This is a genomic window from Streptomyces sp. NPDC059832 (genome assembly GCF_042731715.1).
GTDB lineage: Bacteria > Actinomycetota > Actinomycetes > Streptomycetales > Streptomycetaceae > Streptomyces.
This window is the reverse complement of sequence record NZ_JBHWIY010000003.1, coordinates 483641-505512: the sequence shown is the minus strand read 5'-3', so window position 1 is coordinate 505512 and position 21872 is coordinate 483641. Positions and strand designations below refer to the sequence as shown.

General features: G+C 72.2%; 20 protein-coding genes. 13 read left to right on the top strand and 7 right to left on the bottom strand.

Annotation, left to right across the window (positions count from 1 at the left end):
* Nucleotides 1-33: 33 nt before the first annotated feature.
* Nucleotides 34-705, bottom strand: coding sequence for a bifunctional DNA primase/polymerase (locus ACFV8T_RS07565; protein WP_385325572.1), 672 nt, complete (start codon nucleotides 703-705; stop codon nucleotides 34-36).
* Nucleotides 706-1058: 353 nt separating this feature from the next.
* Here ACFV8T_RS07565 and ACFV8T_RS07560 point away from each other — a divergent pair, with 353 nt between their 5' ends.
* Nucleotides 1059-2441 (top strand): transcriptional regulator, encoded by a 1383-nt coding sequence (locus ACFV8T_RS07560; RefSeq protein ID WP_385325461.1) that lies wholly within the window; start codon nucleotides 1059-1061, stop codon nucleotides 2439-2441.
* A gap of 199 nt (nucleotides 2442-2640) precedes the next feature.
* Complete coding sequence (locus ACFV8T_RS07555; protein WP_385325460.1) at nucleotides 2641-4230, top strand: hypothetical protein; 1590 nt, start codon at nucleotides 2641-2643, stop codon at nucleotides 4228-4230.
* Between the two features lie 72 nt (nucleotides 4231-4302).
* Here ACFV8T_RS07555 and ACFV8T_RS07550 read toward each other — a convergent pair whose 3' ends face one another.
* Nucleotides 4303-5583 carry an ABC transporter substrate-binding protein gene (locus ACFV8T_RS07550; protein WP_385325459.1) on the bottom strand — a complete coding sequence of 427 codons (1281 nt, stop codon included), beginning with the start codon at nucleotides 5581-5583 and terminating at the stop codon, nucleotides 4303-4305.
* A gap of 117 nt (nucleotides 5584-5700) precedes the next feature.
* On the opposite strand from ACFV8T_RS07550, the gene ACFV8T_RS07545 reads away from it, so the two are divergent.
* Nucleotides 5701-6204, top strand: coding sequence for a hypothetical protein (locus ACFV8T_RS07545; protein ID WP_266415798.1), 504 nt, complete (start codon nucleotides 5701-5703; stop codon nucleotides 6202-6204).
* A 28-nt stretch (nucleotides 6205-6232) separates the two neighbouring features.
* Nucleotides 6233-7111, top strand: a complete 879-nt coding sequence (gene purU / locus ACFV8T_RS07540) for a formyltetrahydrofolate deformylase (protein WP_385325457.1) — start codon at nucleotides 6233-6235, stop codon at nucleotides 7109-7111.
* A 22-nt stretch (nucleotides 7112-7133) separates the two neighbouring features.
* Here the strand turns inward: purU and ACFV8T_RS07535 are convergent, their stop codons facing one another.
* Together ACFV8T_RS07535 and ACFV8T_RS07530 are read right to left on the bottom strand one after the other, a co-directional pair.
* Entirely contained in the window at nucleotides 7134-8483 is a 1350-nt protein-coding gene (locus tag ACFV8T_RS07535) for a zf-HC2 domain-containing protein (protein ID WP_385325456.1), read from the bottom strand.
* Nucleotides 8480-9058 carry an RNA polymerase sigma factor gene (locus tag ACFV8T_RS07530; RefSeq protein ID WP_385325454.1) on the bottom strand — a complete coding sequence of 193 codons (579 nt, stop codon included), beginning with the start codon at nucleotides 9056-9058 and terminating at the stop codon, nucleotides 8480-8482. Before ACFV8T_RS07530 ends, ACFV8T_RS07535 begins: the two co-directional genes overlap by 4 nt.
* Before the next feature lie 372 nt (nucleotides 9059-9430).
* On the opposite strand from ACFV8T_RS07530, the gene ACFV8T_RS07525 reads away from it, so the two are divergent.
* A complete protein-coding gene (locus ACFV8T_RS07525; RefSeq protein ID WP_385325453.1) occupies nucleotides 9431-9793 on the top strand; it encodes an STAS domain-containing protein in 363 nt (120 codons plus the stop codon).
* Between the two features lie 126 nt (nucleotides 9794-9919).
* The gene (locus ACFV8T_RS07520; RefSeq protein WP_385325452.1) at nucleotides 9920-10441 is read left to right on the top strand and encodes an EF-hand domain-containing protein; all 522 of its coding nucleotides are present in this window, start codon (nucleotides 9920-9922) and stop codon (nucleotides 10439-10441) included.
* 48 nt (nucleotides 10442-10489) lie between these two features.
* On the opposite strand, the gene ACFV8T_RS07515 is transcribed toward ACFV8T_RS07520, so the two are convergent.
* Nucleotides 10490-12028, bottom strand: a complete 1539-nt coding sequence (locus ACFV8T_RS07515; protein ID WP_385325451.1) for a class I adenylate-forming enzyme family protein — start codon at nucleotides 12026-12028, stop codon at nucleotides 10490-10492.
* 144 nt (nucleotides 12029-12172) lie between these two features.
* Between ACFV8T_RS07515 and ACFV8T_RS07510 the strand changes: the two genes are divergently transcribed.
* From ACFV8T_RS07510 to ACFV8T_RS07495, 4 genes are all read left to right on the top strand, one after another.
* On the top strand, nucleotides 12173-13378 hold the full coding sequence (locus tag ACFV8T_RS07510) for an amidohydrolase family protein (protein ID WP_385325450.1): 1206 nt from the start codon (nucleotides 12173-12175) through the stop codon (nucleotides 13376-13378).
* A 7-nt stretch (nucleotides 13379-13385) separates the two neighbouring features.
* Nucleotides 13386-14540, top strand: a complete 1155-nt coding sequence (locus ACFV8T_RS07505; RefSeq protein WP_385325448.1) for an acyl-CoA dehydrogenase — start codon at nucleotides 13386-13388, stop codon at nucleotides 14538-14540.
* A 7-nt stretch (nucleotides 14541-14547) separates the two neighbouring features.
* On the top strand, nucleotides 14548-15501 hold the full coding sequence (locus tag ACFV8T_RS07500) for an acyl-CoA dehydrogenase family protein (RefSeq protein WP_385325447.1): 954 nt from the start codon (nucleotides 14548-14550) through the stop codon (nucleotides 15499-15501).
* Nucleotides 15502-16018: 517 nt separating this feature from the next.
* Entirely contained in the window at nucleotides 16019-16516 is a 498-nt protein-coding gene (locus ACFV8T_RS07495) for an ATP-binding protein (protein ID WP_385325446.1), read from the top strand.
* 64 nt (nucleotides 16517-16580) lie between these two features.
* On the opposite strand, the gene ACFV8T_RS07490 is transcribed toward ACFV8T_RS07495, so the two are convergent.
* A complete protein-coding gene (locus ACFV8T_RS07490; RefSeq protein WP_385325444.1) occupies nucleotides 16581-17507 on the bottom strand; it encodes a cyclase family protein in 927 nt (308 codons plus the stop codon).
* An 83-nt stretch (nucleotides 17508-17590) separates the two neighbouring features.
* Between ACFV8T_RS07490 and ACFV8T_RS07485 the strand changes: the two genes are divergently transcribed.
* From ACFV8T_RS07485 to ACFV8T_RS07475, 3 genes are all read left to right on the top strand, one after another.
* The gene (locus ACFV8T_RS07485) at nucleotides 17591-18505 is read left to right on the top strand and encodes an SDR family oxidoreductase (protein ID WP_266415774.1); all 915 of its coding nucleotides are present in this window, start codon (nucleotides 17591-17593) and stop codon (nucleotides 18503-18505) included.
* A 65-nt stretch (nucleotides 18506-18570) separates the two neighbouring features.
* Complete coding sequence (locus tag ACFV8T_RS07480; protein ID WP_385325443.1) at nucleotides 18571-19767, top strand: acyl-CoA dehydrogenase family protein; 1197 nt, start codon at nucleotides 18571-18573, stop codon at nucleotides 19765-19767.
* Nucleotides 19764-20813 (top strand): Zn-dependent alcohol dehydrogenase, encoded by a 1050-nt coding sequence (locus ACFV8T_RS07475; protein ID WP_385325441.1) that lies wholly within the window; start codon nucleotides 19764-19766, stop codon nucleotides 20811-20813. Before ACFV8T_RS07480 ends, ACFV8T_RS07475 begins: the two co-directional genes overlap by 4 nt.
* Nucleotides 20814-20831: 18 nt before the next feature.
* Here ACFV8T_RS07475 and ACFV8T_RS07470 read toward each other — a convergent pair whose 3' ends face one another.
* A complete protein-coding gene (locus ACFV8T_RS07470) occupies nucleotides 20832-21815 on the bottom strand; it encodes a GlxA family transcriptional regulator (RefSeq protein WP_385325439.1) in 984 nt (327 codons plus the stop codon).
* Nucleotides 21816-21872 lie beyond the last annotated feature (57 nt).

Below are 21872 nucleotides of genomic sequence, written 5' to 3'. Positions count from 1 at the left end.
ACTGCCTTTCGTGGCCCCGTTTTCGGGACCACCCTACGAAAGGGTGCTCTGCCGGGGGCGTGTGCGTGCGTCGGCGGCTTCCCTGGCGCAGGCGTAGGCGAGCGGGCTGATGAGCTCCTCCGCGTCCGGCAGCCACCGGTTGGCGGGGGTGGGGCGGCGGGCCCACTGCACCGCCCCGCGCCCGCCGACCCGGGTCGGCGGACCGGTCACGTAGTGGCCCTCGCCGCGGCCGACCAGATCGATGGCGGCGGCCCGCCAGCCCAACTTCCGTACCAGCTCGTCCGACTTGGCCGCCGCGCCCGGCAGCACGAAGAAGGACATCCTCCGGTCGGGGCTGCAGGTGACGGGCCCGAGGGGCAGACCCATCCGCTCCATCCGGGCCAGCGCCAGGAAGCCGGCCGACTCCGGTACGTCGATCGCGTCGAAGGCGCGCCCGGTGGGCAGCAGGATCGACGCCCTCGGGTGCCCGGACCACATCCGGCGGGCCGCGGCACCGCTTCCGGTCGCCTGGCCCGCCCAGTCCGGTCCGGCGGGATGGGCTCCGGGAGCGGCACAGCCGGTGTCTCCGCAGGAGCACCGCTCGGCCCCCGCCACCGCCTCCAGCCAGGTACCCGGGCACACGTCCCAGTGCCGCTCCTCCGCGTACCGCACCGCTGCGTCGAGCAGTTGCTCGCCCCGCTGCCGGGGGACCTTCGCGGCTTCCATGACGACGACGGGCTCTTCGACTCCGATGGGCTCTTCCACGCAGAGCACAACTACGGCCAACACTCGGGGTTACGGGCGTGGCGGGTGCGGCCACGGCGTATCGATCCGGCACACGGGGCGCATGGATGCATGGGCGGGGGCGCGCGTGAGGCGGTGCCCCGCAGGGCGGGTAGCCATATACGGGCAACCGCCGGGCAGCCGATGTGCGGGTCCGGAACGGTCGGCCTCTGTCATATGCCGACATGAATGACAAGGAACACGACGCACGTGACGAACACGATGAATCTGTGCATTTTCCGCGTATTCGCCGGGCAGTGATCGGCTCAATGATCACTGCGGCCTCAGGGGGAAACATGGCAGCCAGGCCTCTCGTCGCACGCCAGCCGAACGAACGGCTCCAGGCACTCATTCAGGAAGCCGGATGCTCCAACGCCGGCCTCGCCCGCCGCGTCAACATGGTCGGCGCGGAGCGCGGGCTCGACCTGCGTTACGACAAGACGTCCGTGGCCCGTTGGCTGCGTGGACAGCAACCACGCGGCAGGGCACCGGGAATCATCGCCGAAGCGCTCGGCCGCAAGCTCGGCCGCACGGTCACGATCGACGAGATCGGCATGGCCAACGGCAAGAATCTGGCGTCCGGCGTCGGCCTGCAGTTCGCCCCGACCGTGATCGGCGCGATCGAGCAGGTCTGCGAGTTGTGGCGCAGCGATGTCGGCCGCCGCGACTTCCTGTCCGGTTCGGCGGTCGCCTCCTCCGCGCTCGTCGAACCCAGCCGCGACTGGCTGATCAGCGGAGCCGACCCGCAGGTGGCACGGGCCGCCGGGGCCCGCGTCGGGATGTCGGACGTGGCGGCGGTGCGGGCGATGACGTCCGCGCTGGTCGACCTCGACCACCGGTTCGGCAGCGGACATGTGCGGCCGGTCCTGGTGCACTACCTGAACAGCGTGGTCTCCGGGCTGCTCTCCGGGGCGTACCGCGAATCGGTCGGCCGGCAGCTGTTCGCGGCGGTCGCGCGGCTCACCGAACTCGCCGGGTACATGGCGGTCGACACCGGCCAGCCGGGGCTCGCCCAGCGCTACTACATCCAGGCGCTGCGCCTGGCCCAGGCGGCGGGCGACCGGGCGTACGGCGGTTATGTCCTGGCCGCCTCGATGAGCCATCTCGCCGCACAGCTCGGCAATCCCCGGGAGATCGCCCAGCTGGCGCGGGCCGCGCAGGAGGGCGCGCGCGGGCGCGTGACCCCGAGGGCGGAGGCGATGTTCTACGCGGCGGAGGCACGCGGACACGCCCTGCTCGGCGACGCCCGCACCTGCCAGGCGGTGACCGGCCGCGCGCTGACGGCCCTGGAGCAGGCCGAACCGGGCACGGGCGACGACCCCGACTGGATCGCCCACTTCGACCACGCCTATCTCGCGGACGAGCTGGCGCACTGTCACCGCGACCTCGGCCAGGCGGAGGCCGCCGCGCGCCGGGCGAAGGAGTCCCTGGCCGGCCACCCGGAGTCCCGGGCCCGCCGCCGCGGCATCGGTCTGGTGCTCCTGGCCACGGCCCAGGTCCAGATGCGCGAGGTGGAGCAGGCCTGCCACACGGGCACGCGGGCGATGGAGCTGCTGGGGTCGGTGCGCTCCAGCCGGGGAGCGGAGTATCTGGACGATCTCCAGCAGCGGCTGCTCCCGTACGGGGACGAGGCGGCGGTGCGCGAGTTCGGCGCGCGGCTGGAACTCCAGGCGGCCTGACCGGGGCCGTGGCCGGGGGCCGGGACCGGGGCTTGAATCCGCCGCCGTCGTTCGGTCGCCCCCTTAACTGCGTCTTGAGAGCGCTGAGCGTTACAGCGCTTGTGAAGGGCTGGTGAGTGACAACACACGCTTGGCGAACGGCGGCAACCACCCGATAGCGTGAGCCGACGATTCCGTAGGTTTACACGTAGGAGTCCCGGTGACGCAGAGCGGACAGGGTGACGAGCAGCAGCTCCCTGCTGTACGGCCCGCGCACGAAGGTGTCGTGCTGCCCGCGGGTGGCGGCGAGCCCTGGATACCAGGGGGGCCCGCGGATCAGGCCGCCCCGGCGGGCGGCCAGCCGTGGGGGCAGCCCTGGGGGCCGCAGACGGCGCACCAGGACGCCTCGCATCAGTCCCAGCCGCAGCCACAGCCCCAGGCGCACGCCCAGGGCCAGGGAGCGTACGGGCAGGGACAGTACGGTCAGGTCCAGCCGGGGCAGGGGTACGGGCAGCCGCCCGTGCAGCAGCACGCACAGATGCCGCAGGCCCAGCCGCTGCCGCCCGTCCAGCCCCAGCAACAGCTTCAGCCTCCGCACACCCAGCAGCCTCCGCATACTCAGCAGCCGCCGCACGGCCAGCAGCCCCAGCAGCAGTTTCAGCCTCTGCATACCCAGCAGCCCCCGTACGCCCAGCAGCCCCCGCAGTCGTTCGCGCAGCCGTTGCCGCCCGAGGCCGTGCCCGGGATGAGCATGGGCGGGGACGCGGAGGCCACGCAGTACATCGCGCCGGTGGCCGGTGGGCCCGCACCGGGCGGGCTGCCGCCGGAGAACCCCGCGGAGTCGACCCGGTTCCTCGGCCACGCGGCGCCGCAGCAGCAGGCGTACCCGCAGCAGCCCGGTCAGGGCGGCGAGGCCGAGGCGACCCAGTTCATCCCGCCGGTCCCCGGCGGCGCCCCGTACGGCATCAGGCCCGGAACCCCGGGTGACCGGCAGCCGCCCGCCGAGTTCGACAACCTGTTCCGCAGTGACGAGCCGGCGGGTTCCACCCAGCAGATGCCCCGGTTCGACCCCGGGCAGCAGTACCGGGGCGCCCAGCAGCCCCCGCACTCGCCGCAGGTCCCGCAGCCCCCGTACCAGCCCGTGGACGAGGAACCGCAGGGGCCGGCGGGGCCGCGCAAGAAGCGGGCGCACGTCACGCTCATCGCGGCGGTCGTGGCCGGCTGCGCGGTCGTCGGTCTCGGCGCGGGTGCGCTGCTGAGCGGCGGCGACGACAAGGGCAAGGACGACAAGCAGGCGGTCGCCGCGGCGAGTTCACCCGCCGGGGAGACCTCGAAGCAGGCCCCGGCCGATCCGGCGAAGCCGCAGGCCGAGGCGCTCGACAAGCTGCTGGCGGACAGCAACAACAGCCGTGCCGCGGTTATCGGGGCCGTCGAGAAGACCAAGAGCTGCACGGATCTGGACCAGGCCGTGACCGATCTGAAGAGTGCCGCCCAGCAGCGCCGCGATCTGGTGACCCGGCTCCAGGGGCTGTCCGTCGACAAGCTGCCGAACCACGCGCAGCTGACCTCTTCCCTCACCAAGGCCTGGCAGGCCTCCGCCGCCGCCGACGAGCACTATGCCGCATGGGCCGGGCAGGCCAAGAACGGCAAGAAGGTGTGCAAGCACGGGAAGGCGCGTACGACCTCCGAGACGCAGCAGGCCACCGTGCAGAGCGGCGAGGCGAGCAAGGCGAAGCGGCAGGCGTCGGGGCTGTGGAACTCGATCGCGTCGAAGTACGGGCTGACCCGCCGGGCGGCGACGGAGCTGTGACGGCGGGGCGGGGCGGGCCGACCGCCCCGCCCCGGGACGCCCGCGCCGCGGACGTACGCCCGAGCGCGGTGGTCAGCTCCTCGCGCTGGCGTCCGACAGCGTCTTCGTGACGTCCATGAAGCCCTTCCGGTCCGCGACGAGCCGTCCGTCGCGGACCACCTGGAACGTCACCCCGGTGTTGACGATCCGCGGATACGCGGACGAGCCCAGCACGTCCTTGAAGCCCCAGCGGAGCACCGGGGTGAGGCCGCCGGTTTCGGCCGGGGTGCCTTCGTTGAGGGCGGAGGTGAGCTTCCAGGAGGTGATCTGCGGGGAGTCGATCGCCTGCACGATCTCCTTCAGCACGGTGTACGCGATCCAGGTGGTCTGCACGCCCGTGTCGTCCGGGTCGATCCGGTTGTCGCCGAAGGCGTGCTTGCGGATCACGTTCCGCATCCCGTCCCAGCGGGCGTCGCCCGTGTCCGGGTACCAGCCGGTGATGTAGGCCCCCTCGAACGGGCTGTTCCGGCCGCCGGTGCTGTCGATCAGCGGCTGGTCGACGCTGCCGAGCACGGAGGAGATCCGGACGCTCCCGGACGACGGTTCGAGCCGCCGGAAGGAGTCGAAGAAGGTCCCCGTACGCTTCCCGAGCACCGCCGTCACGCAGCCGTCGGAGGCCCCCGCCGCCTGGAGCGCCGGTCCGGCGGCCGCGTCGTACGAAGTGGCCGACTCCGGCGCCCGGATGTCGGCGGGCGCGGGCCGGCCGGCCTCGGTGAGGCCGGTCCTGAGGAGCCAGGCCTGGTCGTCGCCGCTCAGGGTGTCGGGCCGGACCACGGACACCCGCTCGCAACTGCGGGCCAGCTGTCGGGCATTGCCCGCGAGCAGGGCCGGCTGGCCGCCGTTGACCGGATAGGAGTCGTAGCTGCTGAACTCCTCGTCGGAGGCGCCGTAACCGCCGATGTAGGGGATCTGGGCGGCCTCCAGCGGTGGCATGAACGCCGAGCCGTGCCGGCTGTACGAGCCGACGACCGCGACCGCCTTCTCCTTGACGGCCAGCCGTGCGCAGTTCCCCGCGCCGATCGAGGTGTCGTCCTCGTCGCAGGTGACGACGCGCAGCTTGTGACCGTCCAGCCCGCCGTTTCCGTTGGCCCAGCGGGCGTAGGCGCGCGCCATGGCGGTCACGCCCGCCATGTTCACCGAGTCCGGCCCCGCGACGCCGCTGGGGGCCCACGTCACCACGGTGACGGGCTCCCTGGAGCCCCCCGTGGCCCCAGGGAGTGCGCCGCAACCGGTGACCAGCAACGCCCCGGCCGCCGCCGTACTTGTGAGGAGCCTGTAGGGGCGGGGGGAGGTGGGGCGTCGCCGTCCGGTCATGGGCATGAACATTTCCGGCCCCGGGGTAACGCCGCAGTGTGCCCCGCTCAACGCTCGGTGACATCCGGGTGAATTGCGGGGGTCGGTGCGAGGGGCCGAAAAGGGAACGTACGATCGATGACCGTGCAGCAAGGTTCGGAGAACTCTTCCCGTCGCGGCCGTCGCTCCTCCACCATGGGCGGCATGCCGCTGAATGACATGCCTTGGTGGCGCTGGCGCAGCAACGTGCGCTCGGCGCTGCACATGCTCTCCGACCCCGTCTTCCACCACGAGTGCTGGCTGGCCGGCCGGGAGGGGTACGGCGACGTCACCGACGCCGTGTACCGCCTGGTCGAGGACACCTGGCTGGACAACTGGTCCGCCGAGAAGTACATCGGGACGATCTTCCGCGACACCAACGAGGCCGCCCTCGTGGACGTCGCGGTGCTCCGGGTGCTGCGGATCATGCACCAGGTCGGGGCGGACGCCCCCGTCTCGGCGTATCTGGAGCACCACGGCTGGCCGGAGGCCGTACGGGCCGCCCGCGAGGCCCATGTGCTGCTCGCCGGCAACGACGGCGAGGACCCCGATACGCCGCCGCGCTCCCTCGATGTGCTCCGCATATTGACCAGGTCGGCCTGACGGCGGGCCGGTGTGGCACGCTACGGGGATGACCGCGCCGCAGCCCGCCGAGACCGTCTCCGAGCAGTACGTCCTCACGCTCTCCTGCCCCGACAAAAAGGGCATCGTGCACGCCGTGTCGAGCTATCTCTTCATGACCGGCTGCAATATCGAGGACAGCCAGCAGTTCGGTGACCACGACACCGGCCTGTTCTTCATGCGTGTGCACTTCTCGGCCGACGCCCCGGTGACCCTGGAGAAGCTGCGGGCCAGTTTCGCCGCGGTCGGCGACTCCTTCCGGATGGACTGGCAGATCCACCGCTCCTCGGACCGGATGCGGGTCGTGCTGATGGTCAGCAAGTTCGGGCACTGCCTCAACGACCTGCTGTTCCGCTCCCGGATCGGGGCGCTGCCGATCGAGATCGCCGCCGTCGTCTCCAACCACACGGACTTCGCCGAGCTCGTCGCCTCGTACAACGTCCCCTTCCGGCACATCCCGGTGACCAAGGAGACCAAGGCCGCCGCGGAGGCGCGGCTGCTGGAGCTGGTCCGCGAGGAGAACGTCGAGCTGGTCGTCCTCGCCCGCTACATGCAGGTCCTCTCGGACGACCTCTGCAAGCAGCTGAGCGGCCGGATCATCAACATCCACCACTCCTTCCTGCCGAGCTTCAAGGGCGCGAAGCCGTACCACCAGGCGCACGCCCGTGGTGTGAAGCTGATCGGTGCGACGGCGCACTACGTGACCGCGGACCTCGACGAGGGGCCGATCATCGAGCAGGAGGTCGAGCGGGTGGGCCACGGCGTCACGCCGGACCAGTTGGTCGCCCTCGGGCGCGATGTGGAGTGCCAGGCGCTGGCGCGGGCGGTGAAGTGGCACGCGGAGCGCCGCATCCTGCTCAATGGCCGCCGTACGGTGATCTTCCCGTAGGGACCCGCTGCGGGAGGCGGCCCTACAGGCGGCTGAGCGAGGCCGCGGCGAAGAGCACGTCGCGGATCGCCTCGCGGTCGCCCTCCTGACCGGCCGCCGCCTCCACCGGTGCCACGTGCCCGGCCACCAGCTGGCAGAACTCCACGCCGTCCAGCGCGACCTGCGCCACGGTGTGCGCGGGGGAGCCGAGCGCGGCCGGGGAGTCCAGCGGGATGTACCAGTCGCCGCCGCCCGAGCCCTCGACCTCCAGATGCAGCGAACGGCCCGGTGAACCGGCCGTCACCAGATGGCGGGCGGGCCCGGCCAGCCCGGTCCTGCGGCGCTCGGCGAGGGCGGCGGGCAGCAGCCGGGCCGCCAGGTCGATCATCCGGTTGAGGTGGGCGGCGGACGGCGCCTTGTACGGATAGTCCACCGCGACCGCGATGTCGCCGCCGTGCACCCAGCATTCGAAGGCCCGGTCCAGCAGGGCATCGTGCATCGGCAGGGCGAAGTCCCCGTACGAGACGGAGAGCTCGGAGACCCCGCGGCCGGCGAAGGACACCGTGCGGATGAGCGCGTGGCTCTGCTCGCGCCACGGTTCGTGGATCCGGCGGGTGGGCGGCCGCCGGGCCGCGGACCAGTACTTCTCGGTGCGTGCGGTGGGGGAGAGCGGCCAGTCGCCGCCCCGGCCGAGGGCGCCGTCGCCGAGCGGGACTTCGAGGCCGAGGGCGGAGCCGACCAGCCCGTCGACGGACATGAGATGGCCGATGACGCCCGCGACCGTGGTCTTGCGGGTGGTCTCCTGCTCGCTCTCGAACCACTTCAGCCGCACCGGGGCGTGCCACTCCGAGTCGCCGATGTCACGGAGCAGCGCGTCGAGCCGCGCGGTCTCCGCGTCGTACGGGGCGGCCCAGTCCGGCACCGGGATATTGGCCGGCCGACGGTTCAGACAGGCGTCGATCACCCGGCTGCGCAGGGTCGGATCGAGGTCCAGGCTGCGGTCGGTGTGCAGCAGCCCGACCGCGTCGCGCAGCCGCAGGGCCTCGTCCGCACAGGCGGCGCACTCGGTCAGATGCGCCTCGACGGCCTCGGTCTCCTCCGCCGAGCAGGCCGCCAGGGCCCACGCGCCGAGGAGCGCCTTGAGGACGCGGTGCGCCGGCGGCGGAGGGTCCGATGGGGCCGGTGGTGCCACGGTGGATTCCGGTTCCGGTGTCGTCGGCGGCGGGGCCGGTCGAGGTGCCTCGGGCGGGGACGCGGGGACGGGCGGCGGCAGGGGTACGGCGGAGAGGTCGAGGTCGTCCGCGGCGGACCGCGGGCCCGGTATGCGCCGCGCGCCCCGCACCTCGTCGTTGCCTCCGCCGTCCTCGCGTCCGTCCGCGTCGTCGCCGGTCACAGGGGCCGTCCGTATCCGGGCGGCGACGTCCCTTCGAGCGGGCGGGTGTGCGCGGTGGAGAGCAGTTGCAGGCCGAGCCGGAGCCGCCGGCGGGCCTCGTCCTCGGTGACCCCGAGGTCGGCCGCGGTCTGCCGGTAGTCCCGGCGCTGGATGTACGCGAGCTCCAGCGCGGCCCGCAGCGGGGCGGGCATGGACGCGACGATGTAGTCGGCGCGGGCCGCGACCGTGGCCCGGTGCACCCGCTCCTCCGGCCCGCCGCCGTCGTCGTCGACCGGGCCGTCGCGGAGGCTGTCCTCCTCGCGCAGCCGCCGCACGGACTGGCGGTGCGTGAGCCGGGCGACCCAGGAACGCATCGAGCCCTGCTTGGGGTCGTACGCGCCGGGGTTCTCCCACACGTAGCCGAAGACCTCGCGGGTCACCAGGTCGGCGGCGGTCTCGTCGTCGAGCATCCGGTGGGCCTGGCTGTGCACGAGCGAGGCGAACCGGTCGTAGAGCTCGCCGAGAGCCGCCGCCTCACCGCGTGCCAGCCGCTGCTGCATCTTGCGGTCCCAGCGGGGTGGTGCGTTTTTAGCCATGCGACCCCCAGCCCTGTTCCCCTCGTCACACCGAATGTAGTCGGCGGCGCAGAAGATGCACGTCCCTTTGTGGCAAGTACGCCCCTGGAGAGGCCCGGGATGATAGGGAATGCATCGCCGCGCGTCGGTGGAATCGGGGCCGAAGCGATCATTTCTGCCCGAATCCGGCTGTGTCCTGACAGGTCGCTCGGTGTTTCATAGGGGTGCGGCCGGGGCAGCCGCGAGAAGGAACGGAAACTTCCGGATCGTCGGAATCCCCGGAACGAGAGGGCCAGTCACGTGAGGAAAGCCAGTCCTCCTGGAAACCACCCTCCGGCCGCGACCACCCACGCCCCCTGGCTCACCCAGGAACGTTCCCGGAACACCCTCGGCGTGGCCGAGACCGTGCAGGGTGAATGGACCGTACTGCACATACGCGGCGAACTGGATCTGCTGACGTCGCCCGCCGTGCGCCAGGCCGTCCACGACGCGGTCGCCGCCGGCCGCCACGATGTGGTGCTCGACCTCTCCGAGGTCCTGTTCTGCGATTCCAGCGGCGTCGGCGTGCTGATCGCCTCCCGCCGGCTGATGCGCTCCTGCGGGGGCCGGCTGCGGCTGATCCTGCCGGCCCGGGGCGCGGAGGAGGGCTCCCACGTCAACCGGGTGCTCGCCGCGCTCGGCGTACGCCGTCTCTTCGAGGTCTACCCCGACTGGGACGCGGCCGTCGACGAGCGGTCCCGGCCGCTCTCCGCGTGAAGCCGGTCCGGGACGCCGCGCGCGCACGGGCGCGGCGCCCCGTGGACAGGGCGCGATGACCGGGTTGTCACACCGGCAAAGCGCGTAAGTGACACGTGACGCCTTCCGGCGTCGTACGCTCCCCGCATGGACAGCGCAGAGTATGAGCGCAAGATCGCTTTCCGCTTCGCCGCCTTCGACCAGGACGGCAACGGATACATCGATCGCGCGGATTTCAGTGCCGCCGCCGCCCGTCTGCTCGCCGAATTCGGTACGACGGCGCGCTGCGACAAGGGCCAGGCGCTCTACACCGGGGCCGAGGCGTTCTGGCAGGGCATGGCGGGCATCGCCGATGTCGACGGGGACCAGCGCGTCACCCGTGAGGAGTTCGTGGGCGGGGCCGTCAAACGGCTGCGCGACAACCCCGAGCGCTTCGCGGAGATCGCCCGCCCCTTCCTGCGCGCGGCCATCGCCGTGGCGGACCGGGACGACCGGGGCGCCGCGTCCGTACCCGCCCTGGAGCGGGCGCTCCAGGTGCTGGGCGCGAGCGCCGGGGCGGCGGCGCTCGCGGCGCGGAGCCTGGACGCGGACCAGGACGGCAGGATCACGGAGGACGAGGCGGTGTCGGCGTTCGCCGGCTACTTCACGGTGTTCGCCCCGGACGCGTAGGACCACGGGGGGTGCGGGGGCCCGCCCCGCACCCCCCCCCGCAGCCCGTCAGGCGAACTGCTCGCGCAAGCGGTACTTCAGCACCTTCCGCAGGGCCTCGTTGCGCGGCAGCGCCGCCACCACCTCCAGCCGCTCCGGCAGCTTGTGCACGGAGAGCCCCTCGGCCCGCAGATACCCCGTGACCCCCGCCAGTGTCAGCGGCGCGGCGCCCGCCGGCTGCTCCACGACCGCGCAGACGAGCTCGCCGCGCTCCGGGTCCGGAAGCCCGATCACCGCCGCGTCCCCGACGTCCGGGTGCCGGTGCAGCAGGTCCTCTATCTCCTTGGCGGAGATGTTCTCGCCCTTGCGGATGATGATGTCCTTCAGCCGCCCGGTGAGCACCAGATGCCCGCTCTCCCTGACGTGGCCGACATCGCCGGTGATCAGGAAGCCCTCCGTGTCGAACGCCGCCGCGGACGCCGCCGGATCCAGATAGCCCGCGCAGACGGCCTCCCCGCGCAGCCGCACCTCGCCGTCCGTGCCGTACGGCAGCGGCTTGCCGCCCTCGTCGGTGATCCGGATCTCCATGCCCGCGGGCGGACGCCCCTCCGTCTCGGCGAGGTGTTCCACCGTGTCGTCGGGGGAGCCCATCGTGATCATGGGGACCTCGGTCATGCCGTACCCGTGGGTGAGCTGGACGCCCATCTCCCGTACCACCGCGTGGTGGATCTCCGGCGGCTTCGGCGCCCCGCCGCCCGCCAGCAGCCGCAGGGTCGGGATCACCTTTTGGCCCGGGACCTTGCGCTGCTCGGCCAGGAACATCGAGTAGAACGCCGTGGACCCGCCCGCGACCGTCACCCCGTGACGCCGGTACTCCGCCAGCGCGTCCTCCATCGCGAAGTGCTCGAACAGCACCGCGGGGAACCCGTACAGCAGCAGCATCACCGCGTAGTCCGGCCCGCCGACATGGGCGAACGGGAAGGCCACCGAACCGATGTCGTCCGCCGACAGCCGCAGCGCGTGGGCCAGGCAGGAGCCGCCCGCGATCAGGCTGCGGTCGGTGTGCAGGACCCCCTTCGGGTCGGAGGTGGTGCCCGAGGTCCAGTAGATCCAGCGCACCGCCGTACCGTCGCCGGGCGGCGGCGGGAGCACCGAGGGATCGCCGTCCGGCAGCGAGGCGTACGGCTCGAACACCACCGGCGGCCGGTCCGTCGCCAGCCGTCCGGCCATCGCCGTGTGGTCGAAGCCGCGCCAGGTGCCCGGCACCGCGAAGAACTCCGCCTTCGACTCGCGCAGCGCGAACCCCACCTCGCGGTCCCGGTAGAACGGGATGACCGGCGACTGCACCGCCCCGATCCGGGTCAGCGCGAACGACAGCAGCACCGTTTCGATCCGGGTCGGCAGCTGCCAGGCGACGACGCCGCCGGGGCGTACGCCCATCTCCCACAGCCCGGCCGCGACCCGCTCGCCGCGGGTGCGCAGCTCGCCGAAGGTCAGGGTGCGGTCGTCCTGGATCAGGAACGGGCGGTCCGGGGTCAGGCCGGCCCGGCGTTCGACGAGTTCCCAGAAGGTGCCCGATGCACCCAGGGCGTGCGCGGTCTCGGTCACGGCGAACCCCTCACAGCTGACGGACAGTCAGATAGTGCGGAGAGCGTAGAGCGCCGCGCCTTGTCGGTCCAGGGGTGCGGGGCTAGCCTGAGGACGACGTCAATCTGACGGGTCATCAGAAATGAGCGCGCCGAAGGGGACACCATGACGGAACTGCCTCGGATCGTCAGCGTCGACGACCATGTGATCGAGCCGCCGCATCTCTTCTCGACCTGGCTGCCCGCCAAGTACCGCGAGCGCGGCCCGCAGCCGCTCACCGCGGGCATCGGAGAGCTGGCGTACACGGGCGGCAAGTACGTCATCACGATGGACCCGGACGGCCCGCCGACCGACTGGTGGATCTACGAGGACCTGAAGTTCCCGTACAAGCGCAACATCGCCGCCGTCGGTTTCGACCGCGACGACATGACGCTGGAGGGGATCACCCGGGCGGAGATGCGGCCCGGCTGCTGGGACCCGGCCGAGCGGCTCAAGGACATGGACCTCAACCACGTCGAGGCGAGCCTCTGCTTCCCCACCTTCCCGCGCTTTTGCGGCCAGACCTTCGCCGAGGCGCACGACAAGGAGGTCGCGCTCGCCTGCGTCCGCGCCTACAACGACTGGATGGTGGAGGAGTGGTGCGGCGACAGCGGCGGCCGGCTGATCCCGCTCTGCATCATCCCGCTCTGGGACATCGGCCTGGCCGTCGCGGAGATCAGGCGGAACGCGGCGCGCGGGGTGCGGGCGGTGACCTTCTCGGAGATCCCCACCTACCTCGGGCTGCCGTCGATCCACACCGGCTACTGGGACCCCTTCTTCGCCGCCTGCCAGGAGACCGGCACGGTCGTGAACATGCACATCGGGTCCAGCTCGCAGATGCCCGCCGCGTCACCGGACGCCCCGCCCGCCGTCCAGGCCAGCCTCTCCTTCAACAACGCCATGGCCTCGATGATGGACTTCCTGTTCAGCGGGGTCCTGGTGAAGTTCCCCCGGCTGAAACTGGCGTACAGCGAGGGCCAGATGGGCTGGATCCCGTACGCCCTGGAGCGCGCCGACGACGTCTGGGAGGAGCACCGGGCCTGGGGCGGGGTGCGCGATCTGATCCCCGAGCCGCCGTCCACGTACTACTACCGGCAGATGTTCTGCTGCTTCTTCCGCGACAAGCACGGCGTCGCCTCGCTCGACGTCGTCGGACGGGACAACGCCACCTTCGAGACCGACTACCCGCACGTCGACTCGACCTTCCCGCACACCAAGGAGGTCGCCCTCGACCACGTCAAGGGGCTGGACGACGAGACCGTCTACAAACTGATGCGCGGAAACGCGATCCGGATGCTCGGGCTGGACCTGGACCGGGACCGCGAGAAGTAGGCGCGCGATGGACCTCGCGTACACGGAGGAGGAAGAGGAGTTCCGGGCGCAGCTGCGCGAGTGGCTGGCCGCCGTGCTCCCCCGACTGCCCGCGAAGCCCGGCCCGGACGACTGGCCGGGGCGCCGCGCGTACGACACGGCCTGGCAGCGGACGCTGTACGACGCGGGCTACGCGGGTCTGCACTGGCCCGTCGACGCGGGCGGCCGGGGCGCGACCCCGACCCAGCACCTGATCTTCCTGGAGGAGACAGAGCGGGCCGGGGCCCCGTACGTCGGCGCGAATTTCGTCGGGCTGCTGCACGCCGGGCCGACGATCGCGGCCGAGGGCACGGCCGGACAGCGGGCCCGCTGGCTGCCGCCGGTGCTGCGCGGCGACGAGATCTGGTGCCAGGGGTTCAGCGAGCCCGGAGCCGGTTCGGACCTCGCCGCGCTGCGGACCAGGGCGGTGCGCGACGGCGACCACTACGTGGTGAGCGGCAGCAAGATCTGGACCTCGCACGCGGAGGTCGCCGACTGGTGCGAGCTGCTGGTGCGTACGGACCCGGCGGCGCCCAAGCACCGGGGGATCAGCTGGCTCGCGATGGAGATGGACGCGCCCGGGGTCACCGTCCGCCCGCTGCGCACCCTCGCCGGATCCACCGAGTTCGCCGAGATGTTCCTCGACGAGGTGCGGGTGCCGGTCTCCCACCGCGTCGGCGCGGAGAACGACGGCTGGCGGGTCACCATGGTCACCCTCTCCTTCGAGCGCGGAACGGCGTTCGTCGGCGAGGTCGTCGCCTGCCGCCGCACCCTGGCGGCACTGGCGGCCGAGGCCCGGCGCGGCGGACGCTGGGACGACCCGGTCCTGCGCCGCAGGCTGGGCAGGCTGAACGCCGAATTCCGGGCGCTGTGGCGGCTCACCCAGTGGAACGTCAGCGAGGCGCAGAGCACCGGCGGCGTCCCCGGAACCGGGGGCTCGGTCTTCAAGCTGCGGTACTCGCACGCCCGCCAGGAGCTGTACGAGGCGGCTGCCGAGGTGCTCGGCGCGGACAGTGCGGATCTGGACCGGGAGTGGGTGCTGGACCGGCTCTCCTCGCTCTCGTACACCATCGCGGCCGGTACCTCGCAGATCCAGCGGAACCTTGTCGCCGAGCGGATTCTCGGCCTGCCGAAGGGGCGGTGAGCGGACTGTGGACTTCCAGCTCTCGGACGACCAGCGGGCCCTGCGGGCGGGGGTGCGGGAACTCCTCGCCGGGCGCTTCGGCAGGGACCGGATGCGGGCCGCGCTCGACGCCGGTACCGGTATCGACCGGGCGCTGTGGCGGGAGCTCGGCGAGGCCGGGTTCTTCGCGCTGCGGCTGCCGGAGGCGGAGGGGGGTGTCGGCCTGGGGCTGCCCGAATCGGTCCTCCTCTTCGAGGAGGCGGGGCGCTCGCTGCTGCCGGGGCCACTGATCGCCACCCATCTCGCGGCCGGTCCGGTGAAGGGCGCGGCGCAGGGCGAGGCGGTGGTCGCCGTGCTCGACCCGGGGCAGCCGGTGGCACACCTGGGGGAGGCGGACGCGCTGCTCGTACTCGGCCCCGGGGGCGCACCGCGGGTGTCCGGCGGCGCGCTGCGGGACGCCGCGCGGGTACGGGACGCGGCCGGCCCCGTACGTTCGCTCGACCCGTTCACGCCGCTGTGGCGGGTCGCGGGCCCCGCGGAGGCCGGCGAGCCGCTGCCCGGGGGCGAGCGGCTGCGCGACGAGGGGGCCCTGCTCGCCGCCGCCGAACAGCTCGGCAGTGCCGCCCGGACGACCGAGATGGCCGTCCAACACGCCGGTACGCGCGAACAGTTCGGATCGCCGATCGGGTCCTTCCAGGCGGTCAAACACCTGTGCGCCGGGATGCTGGTCCGCGCCGAGCTGGCCCGCTGCGCCGTGTACGCGGCGGCCGTCACCGCGGACCCGGTCGAGATCGCGGGCGCCAAGCTGCTCGCCGACGACGCGGCAGTCCGCAACGCGCGCGACTGCCTCCAGGTGCACGGCGGCATGGGCTTCACCTGGGAGTCAGATGTTCACCTGCACCTCAAACGGGCCTGGCTGCGGTCCGGGCAGTGGCTGACGGCGGCGGCGGCCGAGGAGGTGCTTGCGGGGGACCTGTGCTGAAGCCGGACGGGTTCCGTGCAGGCTTCGGGCACCCGGAAGCGGGCGAATGCCCGGTGCATGAATGTGACAGGCAGAGGCAGGAGCCTCACGCTGCGGAGTTACACAGTGCAGTCGGCGGGTGTAGGTTCCGGCCCGCGCCCTTCACGTCTTCCGTCACGGGGCGGAGTCGGCGCCGCGCTCGGGTACGCTCCGTTGGATGCGACAGGAACTGGAACCGGGCGATCCGGGTGTTGCCCGTGCGGCGACTCCGGACCGGAAGAGGTGCCCTGCTCGCGTTCCAGGCAGAAGTGCCGGGCGTGCCCGGGAGGCGGCTCCCGCGGCCTCGACGCGCCTCTGTTCGACTTCCCGCAGCGAGCGTCGCACAGTATGCACTACGCGTACTCCTTCGCGCTGGAATATGCCCGAAGCGCTTGTTGCGGTGACTGTACGTCAACCATGCTGTCTCGCAAGGGAATCACGTTCCGTGACCCTGAGGAGGCGCGAGGCGATGTGTCCGCCGGTTCGGATGGTGTGAGCGGTGCAGGTGCTTCAGGTTCAGCTGGAGGTCGGGCCGGATCCCGCGGAGGTCGGGCGGGCCCGTAGATGGGCCCGGTCGAGACTGGTCGGGTCCGGGATAAGGGACGACGAGCCGCTGGCCGAGACGCTCATCCTGCTGATCTCGGAGCTGGTCACCAACGCGGTGGTGCACACCGGGTGCCCGGCCGTGCTGCGCATGCTGTTCGGCCTGACGGGCACGGCCGGTGCGGCCGGGACCGTCCGGGTCGAGGTGGCCGACACCAGCTGTCGCCCGCCGCAGCAGCGCCACGCGGCGGGCGAGGACACCAACGGCCGGGGTCTGGAGCTGGTCGACGGCCTCGCCGACCGCTGGGGCTGGCAGCCCGAAGGTGCGGGCAAGCGCATCTGGTGCGAGGTCGACCGGGGCGCGCCGCTGATCCAGCGGCCACTGCACTCCGGCGCGAAGGGCGCGGACCGCGATGTGCGCAAGGCGTCGCAGGTCGCTACGCATCTTGCATAAAGGTTAAAGCAGTTGTTCCGGGCCGCTGTGTGGCACCGGCCGGTCCCCCCCCGGGGACGGCCGATCAGAGGATGGCGACCGGTGCGACCGGGGTGCCGGTCGCACCGACGAACGGCTCCGGCATCGCGGAGAGCAGGAAGGCGTACCGCTTCTCCTGCGCACAGGCTGTGGACAGTGCTTCCAGGTTCCAGTTCTGGCCCTGCGGCATGCCCATCTCGACCAGGTCCAGCGCGTGCACCCCCAGCCACAGGTCGTCGATCTCCGGCGGGAAGATCTCGAAGGTCAGGGTGTCATTGGCGACCGCCGCCACATCGCGCGCGCGAAACCACTCGGGCGTCCGGATCGACAGGCCGGGCGAGGGATAGCCGTACGCCTGCTTGTCGCCCGCCAGATGGACCTGCACCTGCCCGGTCCGTACGAGCACGATGTCTCCGGACCGGACCCGCACCCCCGCCAGCTCCTCGGCCGCGTCCAGGTCCTCGGGGGTGACGGCGTGGCCGCCGGGCAGCCGGTCCGTGCCGAGGGCGCGCGCCACATCTAGCAGCACCCCGCGCGAGACGATGTGCGGCGCCTTGTCGATCCCGCTGAACCGGGCGCCGTCGTGTGCGGTGATCGTCGCGGCCGGGCGGCCGTTGTAGATCTTCCCCGAGTGCGAGGCATGGGTGAGGGCGTCCCAGTGGGTGGCCGTCTGCAGGCTCAGGACCGCCGTGTCGTCGCTGGTGGCGACGGTGCCGGGGCCGAAGAGCTCCTGGTTGATCTGGACCATGGTGTGCAGCGGATTGATCCGCCCGGGGATCAGCCCGCTCTGTACGCCGTCCTGCTGGAGGGGGAGTGCGAGCGGGATCCGCACGCCGGTGCGGACGGTGGCCGCGGCTTCGCGCACCACGGCGTCGGTGATCAGGTTGAGCGTCCCGATCTCGTCGTCGGCGCCCCAGCGGCCCCAGTTGTTGACCCGCTTCGCGATGTCGTGGAACTCGGCCGGCAGTGACATGGCGCCTCCTGGGGCTTGTGCTCGTGGACCTGATGGCCCATAAAATCTAACGGTCCGTCAGAAACCGCGGGAAGGGGCCGGGCATGGGGAACTTCTTGGCAGGCAAGGTGGTGGCCGTGACGGGTGCCGGTCGCGGCATCGGGCGGGCGGTCGCGCTCGCGGCGGCGGCCGAGGGGGCGAGGGTCGTCGTCAACGACTACGGCGTCTCCATCGGGGGCGGCGAGCCGAGCAGCGAGGTGGCCGAGTCGGTCGTCAAGGAGATCGAGGCGGCGGGCGGGGAGGCGGTGGCGGTCGCCGACGACATCTCCACGATGGCGGGCGGCCAGCGCATCGTGGACACGGCGCTCGCGCGGTTCGGGCGGATCGACGGAGTCGTCTGCGTGGCCGGGATCCTGCGGGAACGGATGCTGTTCAACATGTCCGAGGAGGAGTGGGACCCGGTGGTCGCCACCCACCTCAAGGGCACCTTCACCGTCTTCCGGGCCGCCTCGGCGGTGATGCGCAAGCAGGAGGGCGGCGGCACCCTGATCGGCTTCACCAGCGGCAACCACCAGGGCAGCGTCGCCCAGGCCAACTACAGCGCCGCCAAGGGCGGGATCATCTCGCTGGTGCGCAGCGCGGCGCTCGGCCTGCACAAGTACGGCGTCACGGCCAACGCCGTCGCCCCGGTCGCCCGGACCCGGATGTCCGCCAACGTCCCCATGGAACTCAAGGAGATCGGCGAGCCGGAGGACGTGGCCGCGCTCGTCGTCTACCTGCTCAGCGAACGGGCCCGCCAGGAGAAGATCACCGGCCAGGTGTACACGGTCGCGGGGCCGAAGATCGCGGTCTGGGCCCAGCCGAGGGAGCTGCGGGCCGGTTACGTGGAGGGGGCGTGGACCCCGGAGCGGATCGCGGACTTCCTGCCGGGGACGGTGGGCACGGACCCGATGCCGATGCTGGCGCGACTGGAGGAGATGGCCGCGGCGGCCGCGGCGAAGGCGCGGCCGAACGCATGAGCCCCGCCCGCCGGGGCTCCGCCCCGGACGGGCTCGATGGTGAGCGGCAACGGTCAGGAGGCACCGTGGACTTCAGCTTCGGCCCCGACGACACCGCGTTCCGCGAGGAAGCCCGTGCCTGGCTGGAGGCACACCTCGTCGGGGCGTACGCGGCGGCGGCCGGCACCGGCGGCCCCGGCAGCGAGCACGAGGGCGTCGCGATCCGCCGGGAATGGGAGCGCGAACTCGGCCGCGACGGCTGGATCGGCCTCGGCTGGGAGAACCGCGGCGCCGGCCACGGCAACCGCCGAGCGAGCCTCACCCAGCAGGTCGTCTGGGCCGAGGAGTACGCCCGCGCCGACGCCCCCGCCCGGGTCGGCCACATCGGCGAAAACCTTCTCGCCCCGACCCTGATCGCCTACGGCAGCGAGGCACAGCAACGGCGCTTCCTGCCCGCCGTGGCACGCGGCGACGCGCTCTGGTGCCAGGGATACAGCGAGCCGGACGCCGGATCGGACCTCGCCGCGGTGCGCACGGCCGCGGTGCCCGACCGGAGCCGCGGCGGCCACCGGGTGACCGGGCAGAAGATCTGGACGTCACTGGCGAAGGAGGCCGACTGGTGCTTCGTGCTGGCCCGCACGGAGCCCGGTTCCCGCCGCCACCACGGCCTGTCGTTCCTGCTGGTGCCGATGGACCAGCCCGGCAGGATCGAGGTGCGGCCGATCCGTCAGATGTCGGGGACCAGCGAGTTCAACGAGGTCTTCTTCGACGGGGCGCACGCCGAGGAGTGCGTCGGCGGCGAGGGCAACGGCTGGACGGTCGCCATGGGCCTGCTGGCCCTGGAGCGCGGCGTCTCCACGCTCGTCCAGCAGATCGGCTTCGCCGCCGAACTGGGCCGGGTGGTCCGCGCGGCCGTCGACAGCGGCGCCGTCACCGACCCGGTCCTGCGCGAACGCCTCGTACGGCAGTGGGCCCAGCTGCGGACCATGCGCTGGAACGCCCTGCGCACCCTCGGCTCCACGGGCGACCCCGGCGCGCCCAGTGTGGCGAAACTGCTCTGGGGCGGCTGGCACCAGCGCCTGGGCGAACTGGCCGTGCAGGTCAGGGGCGCGGCGGCGGCCGTCGGCCCGGACGACTGGTCGGCGAAGGCACCGTACGGACTCGACGAGGCACAGCGCCTGTTCCTGTTCACCCGGTCCGACACCATCTACGGCGGCTCGGACGAGATCCAGCGGAACATCATCGCCGAGCGGGTGCTCGGCCTACCGAGGGAGCCGAGATGAGAGGCGTCGTCTTCGACGGCAAGCGGACCGAGGTCGTCGACGATCTGGAGATACGCGATCCGGGTCCCGGCGAGGTGCTGGTGGCGGTGGCCGCGGCCGGGCTGTGCCACAGCGACCTCTCGGTGATCGACGGGACGATCCCGTTCCCGGCGCCGGTGGTGCTCGGGCACGAGGGCGCGGGCGTGGTCGAGGCGGTCGGCGCGGGCGTCGCGCATGTGGCGCCCGGCGACCACGTATCGCTGTCCACGCTGGCCAACTGCGGGGCGTGCGCCCAGTGCGACCGGGGGCGCCCGACCATGTGCCGCAAGGCGATCGGGCGGCCGGGGCAGCCGTTCGCACGGCGCGGGAAGCCGTACTACCAGTTCGCGTCCAACTCGGCCTTCGCCGAACGGACCCTGGTCAAGGCCGTGCAGGCGGTGAAGATCCCGGCGGACATCCCGCTGACCTCCGCGGCCCTGATCGGCTGCGGGGTGCTGACGGGCGTCGGAGCCGTGCTCAACCGGGCGAAGGTCGACCGGGGCGACACGGTCGTGGTGATCGGCACCGGCGGCATCGGGCTCAACGTGATCCAGGGTGCCCGGATCGCGGGCGCGCTGACGATCGTCGCTGTCGACGCCAACCCGGCGAAGGAGGCGGCGGCCCGGCGGTTCGGCGCGACGCACTTCCTGACGTCGGCGGACGGCGTGCGGGAGATCCTGCCGACCGGCGCCGACCACGCCTTCGAGTGCGTGGGCCGTACGGAGCTGATCCGTAGCGCGATCGACCTGCTGGACCGGCACGGCCAGGCGATCCTGCTGGGCGTCCCGGCGGCGACGGCGGAGGCGTCGTTCCTCGTCTCGTCGATGTACCTGGACAAGTCGATCCTGGGCTGCCGGTACGGCTCCTCGCGCCCGCAGCGGGACATCGCGCTCTACGCGGAGCTGTACCGGGAGGGCCGGCTGCTCCTGGACGAACTCGTCACCACCACCTACCCGGTGGAGGACTTCGCCAAGGCGGCGGACGACGCGCACCACGGCCGGGTGGCACGGGGCGTGCTGGTGTTCTGACCTCCCGGACGCGCCCCCTCAGACCCTCCCGGCGCGGAAGGTGCGCCGGTACACCGTGGGGGACACCCCCAGCGCCGCCTGGAGGTGCTGCCGCAGCGACGTGGGCGTCCCGAAACCCGCCTCCCGCGCCACCTGGTCGATCGACAGGTCCGTCGACTCCAGCAGGTGCCGGGCCCGTTCGACCCGCTGCCGGGTCAGCCACTGGACGGGACTGACCCCGACCTCCTCCCGGAACCGGCGGGTGAAGGTCCGCACGCTCATCGACTCCTGCTGCGCCATGTCGCGCAGCAGGATCGGCCGTTCCAGCCGCCCGAGCGCCCAGGTGCGCGCGGTGGTCGTGGTCGCGAACCGGTTCTCGGGCACCGGGCGTTGGATGTACTGCGCCTGCCCGCCGTCCCGGTGCGGGGGCACGACCGTGCGGCGGGCGACGTCGTTGGCGACGGCGGTGCCGTGGTCGCGGCGCACGATGTGCAGGCAGAGGTCGATCCCGGCGGCGACCCCGGCGGAGGTCAGGACGTCCCCGTCGTCGATGAACAGGACGTCCGGGTCGACCCGGACCTCGGGGAAGAGCTGCTGGAAGTGGTCGGCGTGCCACCAGTGGGTGGTGGCGGGGCGCCCGTCGAGATATCCGGCGGCGGCCAGCACATAGCTGCCCGTGCAGATCGAGACCATCCGGGTCCCCGGCCTGATGTGGGCGAACGCGGCGGCCAGCTCCTCGGTGAGCCTGCCCTCCGAGTGGACCGGGCCGAGTTCGTAACTGGCGGGAATCACCACCGTGTCGGCGGTGGCCAGGGCCTCGGGCCCGCGCTCGACGGTGATCGTGAAGTCCGCGTCGGTACGGACCGGGCCCGGCGGGCGGACGGAACAGGTCACGACTTCGTACAGACTGCGGCCCTCGTTGTGCGGCTCGACGCCGAACGCGCGGCCGAAGATCCGCTGGGGGATGCCCAGTTCGAAGGGGAGCAGCCCGTCGAGGGCCAGGACGGCGATTCGGTGCGGCATTGGCGGACTCCCTTCACCCCTAGTGGTATAGACCTCAAGCCTGATACATGTCACTCC